This is a genomic window from Acinetobacter sp. SK-43 (assembly GCF_015351505.1).
In the GTDB taxonomy this organism is placed as follows: domain Bacteria; phylum Pseudomonadota; class Gammaproteobacteria; order Pseudomonadales; family Moraxellaceae; genus Acinetobacter; species Acinetobacter junii.
In genome coordinates this window covers 60921-66932 of the sequence record NZ_JADKPY010000057.1, presented here as the reverse complement: position 1 = coordinate 66932, position 6012 = coordinate 60921, and the positions used below count along the sequence as shown (strand labels likewise).

At 38.6% G+C, this 6012-nt stretch carries 6 protein-coding genes; 2 read left to right on the top strand and 4 right to left on the bottom strand.

Annotated features, from left to right (window positions below; translation table 11 throughout):
• Nucleotides 1-521, top strand: a 521-nt coding sequence (locus IRT38_RS11710; protein WP_194597782.1) for a formylglycine-generating enzyme family protein, incomplete at its 5' end; no start/stop codon positions are given.
• A 164-nt stretch (nt 522-685) separates the two neighbouring features.
• Entirely contained in the window at nt 686-2146 is a 1461-nt protein-coding gene (locus IRT38_RS11705; protein ID WP_194597781.1) for an aminoacyl-histidine dipeptidase, read from the top strand.
• A gap of 33 nt (nt 2147-2179) precedes the next feature.
• Here the strand turns inward: IRT38_RS11705 and rtcA are convergent, their stop codons facing one another.
• The 4 genes from rtcA to IRT38_RS11685 all read right to left on the bottom strand — a co-directional run bounded on the left by rtcA (nt 2180) and on the right by IRT38_RS11685 (nt 5776).
• Entirely contained in the window at nt 2180-3226 is a 1047-nt protein-coding gene (gene rtcA, locus IRT38_RS11700; RefSeq protein WP_194597780.1) for an RNA 3'-terminal phosphate cyclase, read from the bottom strand.
• A gap of 258 nt (nt 3227-3484) precedes the next feature.
• Complete coding sequence (locus tag IRT38_RS11695; RefSeq protein WP_125318724.1) at nt 3485-3943, bottom strand: DIP1984 family protein; 459 nt, start codon at nt 3941-3943, stop codon at nt 3485-3487.
• Nucleotides 3940-4500 (bottom strand): hypothetical protein, encoded by a 561-nt coding sequence (locus tag IRT38_RS11690; protein ID WP_151831169.1) that lies wholly within the window; start codon nt 4498-4500, stop codon nt 3940-3942. The genes IRT38_RS11695 and IRT38_RS11690 overlap by 4 nt, the downstream gene beginning before the upstream one ends.
• 7 nt (nt 4501-4507) lie before the next feature.
• On the bottom strand, nt 4508-5776 hold the full coding sequence (locus IRT38_RS11685) for an RtcB family protein (protein ID WP_042890985.1): 1269 nt from the start codon (nt 5774-5776) through the stop codon (nt 4508-4510).
• Between the last annotated feature and the right edge of the window lie 236 nt (nt 5777-6012).

Sequence of the window (6012 nt, the reverse complement as noted above, 5' to 3'; positions counted from 1 at the left end):
GTTTTTTATTTAAAGCAAACTATGGGACAGTAGTGGGGCAAACCTACCGTTTACCTACAGAGGTCGAATGGGAATATGCTGCTCGTGCAGGAACTTCGGCTGCATTTTACTGGGGTGATGATTTGAATCGAGATCAAGCTTGTAAATATGCAAATGTGTTAGATCCAACCACAGTTTCTGCATTGCCACAAACAAGCTCGTGGAACTTATTTAATTGTACTGATGGCTATACTTATACCTCACCAGTTGGGAAGTTTATACCAAACAACTTTGGTTTATACGATATGACAGCAAATGCACGGGAGTGGGTAGATGATTGTTGGCACCCAAATTATGAGAATGCGCCTGTAACTAATCGTGTTTGGAGTGAAGAGAATAACGGGCAATGTAATTTCCCTGTGTTACGTGGAGGTGCATGGATATACAACACTTATAATGCTCGAACAGCCTATCGAAATGCTTATGTAACTTCCCAAGCACGTTCGATCATGTGGGGATTCCGCTTGGTTCGTGAAATTTAGTTATCACTTTTAGTTTACTAAGGAATGATTGATCATTTTTATTAAAATCGACATAAGTTTTAGGCTAAGAAATAAACTAAATTTACGTTGATTGAATATTTACTTTTTAATGATTTAAGTATATTTAAATCCATCATATACATTATTTTTGTGAGTATAACTGTATGATACAGTTTGATTTTTCTAAACTATCTCCCCAAGTGGTTTGGCGACATTTTGAGACTTTGTGTAGGATTCCACGACCATCAAAACATGAACAACAATTACGACAGCATCTCAAAGATTGGGCGGAACAGCGCAACCTAGAAACCTATGTTGATGACATTGGTAATTTAATTATTCGAAAAGCTGCCACAGCAGGTAAAGAGCAAGTTGCAGGTGTGATTTTGCAGGGACACTTAGATATGGTGACTCAGGCAAATCGTGGTACTCAACATGATTTCTTTAAAGATCCTATTCAACCTGTATTAAAAGATGGCTGGCTTATTGCTGAAAACACGACATTGGGCGCAGATAATGGTATCGGAGTAGCACTTGCACTTGCTGTATTAGAATCAAATGATGTTGCGCATGGTCCGATTGAAGTCCTACTCACTATTGATGAAGAAGCAGGAATGAGCGGTGCTCGTTTGCTTGAGTCGGGTGTTTTAACAGGGCAATGGTTATTTAATATTGATACCGAAGAATGGGGTGAGCTCTATCTTGGCTGTGCAGGCAGTATTGATCTAGAAGTAGGACAGTCACTTCAATATGAACCAGCACCTGAAAATTTGATTTTTGTTGATCTGTTGGTATCTGGATTGAAAGGTGGTCACTCAGGTGTTGATATTCATTTGGGGCGTGGAAATGCCAATGTGATTTTAGCCGATTTCCTGAATGACTATTTATCGCAAACAAATGGACGATTGGTTGAGTTTATCGGTGGAACAGCACGCAATGCTATCCCACGTGAAGCGGTAGCAACAATTGCAATTAAATCGGGACAATTACCTGAGCTAGAAAAAGCAGTTGCTGTGATACAAGCTGAATGGCAAAAAAAGTTACAAGGCATTGATTATCAGTTGCAAATCACCGTGCAGCAGAATGCTAATCAGATAAATGAAGTTATTATCTTTCAACAGCAACAAGCCTGGTTGCAGGCATTGGCAACGTGTCCATATGGTATTTCACAGTGGAGTCGTGCTTTACCTGATGTGGTTGAAACCTCGAATAATATTGGTGTGGTCAAACTCACTAAAGATGAGGCGAAAACTTTAATTATGGTTCGTTCGATGGTGAACCAAGAAGCACTAACATTTGCCCAGAATATCCAACTGCACTTTGCAAAGTTTAGTATTCAATCCGAGTTAACACCTTTAGTTTCAGGTTGGACACCAAATCCCGATTCAGCTGCGTTGAAATGTCTGCAACAAGCTTATCAATCTGCATTTGAAATTGAGCCGAATTTAAAAGTCATACATGCTGGTTTGGAGTGTGGAATTATTGCTGAACACTATCCAGATTTACAGATGGTATCTTTTGGCCCTGATATTCAAGATGCACACGCACCAGGTGAAAGAGTTAAAGTAGATACGGTAGAGAAATGCTGGAAATTATTGGTTACGGCTTTGGAATCTGTAAGATAAATTTCATAGAAAAGAAGCTCATTCATGAGCTTCTTAAACTTTGACAATGACCTGAAACAGATTTTTGTCTAGTTCAATAAATTCAATTTCACAATCAATAAATTTTTCAATCATCATGGCTTGTGTGAGGGTATGTTCGCTAATACATTTTGCGGTAAATTCACCACCTTGCCCCAATGCCAAAGGTAATAGTAACTGATCCGCTAAATATTCATCGACAGCAGCATTAGATTCCATATATTGCTTCACCTGTTCAGCCAAATGATTGGCTATTTGTTCTGCACTTTTGCGCATTTCACCTAAAGCAGTAAATAGCTGAACGTGATGTTGATGTTCAAGTTTGACATACGCTGTATTGCCTTGACTGATGCCATTTAAATGGAATTGCTGCTGAGTATCTAATTTCAATCTTTTATTTAACGTTGCAAGTTCCCGTTGTGCAATTTGTGCTTCTTCGGAAAGGTTGAGTACTGCTGCAAAAGCCTCTGTGCTTTGTAAAATACCACGATCTAATAAATTTAGTTTGTTTCGATGTTGCCAAGGCTGAATTTTGATTTGAATTTCACCAGCACCAATCGGGAAGAAGCCTGCTTTATTTAATATAAACTCGACCGCTATTCCAAGTTTTTCTAATGCTGGTAAAAAGCAATGCTCGATAAAATCTGCTGTGGGTGAAAGCGGGTTATGTGTACCTCCGGAAATTGTGAGTTCACTGGCTTCATTTTGTAATAACAAAGCAGGTAAAAGAGTTTGTAAAACCAGTGTTGTGCTTCCAGCTGAACCAATCTGGAATTGGTATTTTCCATTTTGTACATGCTGTGGCGCAAAATATAAATGCTGGCTATGGAGTTCAGCACCTTCTACATAAGCTTGGCTGATGTGTTGAGATGCCTGTACACAGACTAAATGCTGACGCATTAAGCCTGGCTTTTTACGCCCAGCGCGAATGTTGATTAATTCAAATGCTTGACCTGTAATCATCGAAAGGGCCAGGGCAGTTCTTAAAATCTGCCCACCACCTTCACCTTGTGAACCATCAATTTGGATGGTTGCTGGCATATTTGCCAAAGCCTTATTCACGTCTATTTTCCTTATTTTGTAATTTAATGAACATACTGTCAGTACATGGTAATGCGAAGTAACGCGTGACTTTGCTTTTGGCAAAGGTTTGCTAGGTACATGGTGCTGAGCCTAATCAGTGAAGATTGATGCACGGCTCACATGCTGCCATAGCCGCCTGAATTATTTTCAATCCCTCAGATCGGAGTAAAGCAGGATCTTGTACTCGCCCAGTATGTCCAAACTGTGCTTGTGAACTAAATCCACAAAATTTGTTGTCTATTCGACTAAAGCAATCTGCCAGTTTGCAGCCTGAATTTTGATATTTAAATCACGTAATTTTGCACTGATATCATCTGCCTGTTTTTGCAAATTGGAAACAGGAATGACTTTTTGCCACTTAATTTCCCGTGCGCTATAACGGTCAGGTTCACGATGTGTGTTGGCAATCGCATCAATGAGAATCTTATGCTGTTCGGCATAACTATCACGTAAGCTTAATAGGGACAGCAATATTTTGTCATCCTCTAATTTTGCTTGCGCATTGGTTAAATGAATACGGCAAATCAACTGATTGCTTTCTTGGGTTAAAGCAAATACCTGTTTGATCAGTTCATTTGGATCTTCACTCGGTTCATCACCATCTTGTACCAATACATTGGCGTTGATCCGTTGTTTTAATGAAGCGAGCTTTTTTTGTTGATCGCTTCGAAGTAAAAGTGCTTCTGCGAGTTTCATATATTATCCTTTTTAAATTCGGATAGTTGCATGCACCAATCTTTTGAAATGGCATATAAAATCTCAGCCAATTCTCTACAGCATTCAGGTGTGAAAAGCAGATTATCATCACCTAGTTCACTGTTGATATATTCAAAGATATTGCCATGAGCTAGGTTATGTCTAACTCTAACAATTTCTACATGCTTCAAATCTGGTTTTTTAGAATCTAAATTTGCTTCAAAATTGTTCTCGTTAGGAAACTTTAGGGAATTAACAGGCATATTTATCATTTGAGCATTTTTAAGCAAATTATTACTCAATGTTGGAATGCTGGTTAATGCATTCAAGTCGTTTGTAGATGAGCTTGTTTGTTTAGCATAAGTAATCCTTATTGATGCCTCAATTCCATTAATAAAACAGCTGCATGCTGGAAGATATAATGACTGTTTCATTGCTTCCAATGCTTGTGTAAAAAACCAATGTATTTCAGCACCTAAATCAAGAGTCAGGAAAAATATTTTCTCGTCATGTTCATTCTTCCATTCATTAAGTATTTTTGTTTCTTCATTTTGCATGTAACTATTACCCCTTAACACAAACTACTTGTCGTAATGTATAAACCACTTCAACCAAATCCTTTTGTGCATTCATTACATCTTCAATTGGTTTATACGCCGATGGAATTTCATCAATTACAGCCGCATCTTTACGGCATTCCACACCTTCAGTCTGGGCAATCTGATCTTCAACAGTGAATCGACGTTTTGCTTCAGCACGGCTCATCACGCGTCCTGCACCATGTGAACATGAGCAAAATGACTCCTGATTTCCAAGACCACGAACAATAAAGGACTTGGCACCCATTGAACCTGGGATAATTCCATATTGTCCAAGTTTGGCGCTGACAGCACCTTTACGAGTGACCATCACTTCTTCGCCATAATGTTCTTCCTTTTCCACATAATTATGGTGACAGTTCACCGCTTCCAATTTTGCATTAAATGGTTTTGGAATAATCGTTGCTAAAGCTTTAATTGCTGACTGCATCATGATTTCACGATTTTTCATCGCAAAGCGTTGTGCCCAACCTACAGCAAACCAGTAATCATCAAAATGCTCAGTTCCTTCAACTAAATATGCCAAATCTTTATTGGGTAAGTTAATAAAGTGCTTCTGCATATCTTTACGTGCGAGCTCAATAAAATGGTTACCGATGGCATTGCCGACACCACGAGAACCTGAGTGCAACATAATCCAAACATGATCATGTTCATCTAAACAGATTTCTACAAAGTGATTTCCTGTACCTAAAGTTCCCAACTGCTTGCGGTTGTTGGTATTTTTTAGGCGAGGGTGTTTAGCACAAATCAACTCAAAGTCTGCAACCAAACCTCCCCAAGCTTGATCTACCATTTCAGGTGGTGTTTCCCAAGAACCTTTATCTCGTCCACGTTTGGTCATTCCATGTGGAATCAAGCGTTCAAGTTCGGTTCGTAAAGCATGTAAATTATCTGGTAAATCCGATGCTGTTAAGCTAGTACGAGTCGCCATCATTCCACACCCAATATCCACACCGACGGCAGCAGGGATAATCGCACCTTTGGTTGGAATCACGCTTCCAATCGTTGCACCTAAACCGAAGTGTACGTCTGGCATCACAGCCATCCATTTATAAATAAAAGGCATTTGAGCCGTTTGTAATAACTGCTGTTTTGAGTTGTCATCAACAATTACGCCATTGGTCCACATTTTTACAGGCATGCCTTTTTCATTCTGTAGAACTTGATAAGTACGTTTTTGTTGTTCTTGTTCAAATTGAGCTTGTTGGTTAATTTGTTCAACGACAGACATTTTCATTTTTCCTTTCAAAGCCTGCCTGCCAAGCGTTTGCAGGCAGGTGATATTCACAATATCCCAGTGATGTTGTGTACTTATACTATTGCAGTGACTATGCCAACTTTTTAAAATTTAATTTAAAATATGTATAAATATTTGATAATTAATAAAAATAAATTTTTGAATATTTTGAAAAAACATGTTTGTAGATGATTTTGTTGATATTTATATATCTAAAATGATATTTAAGT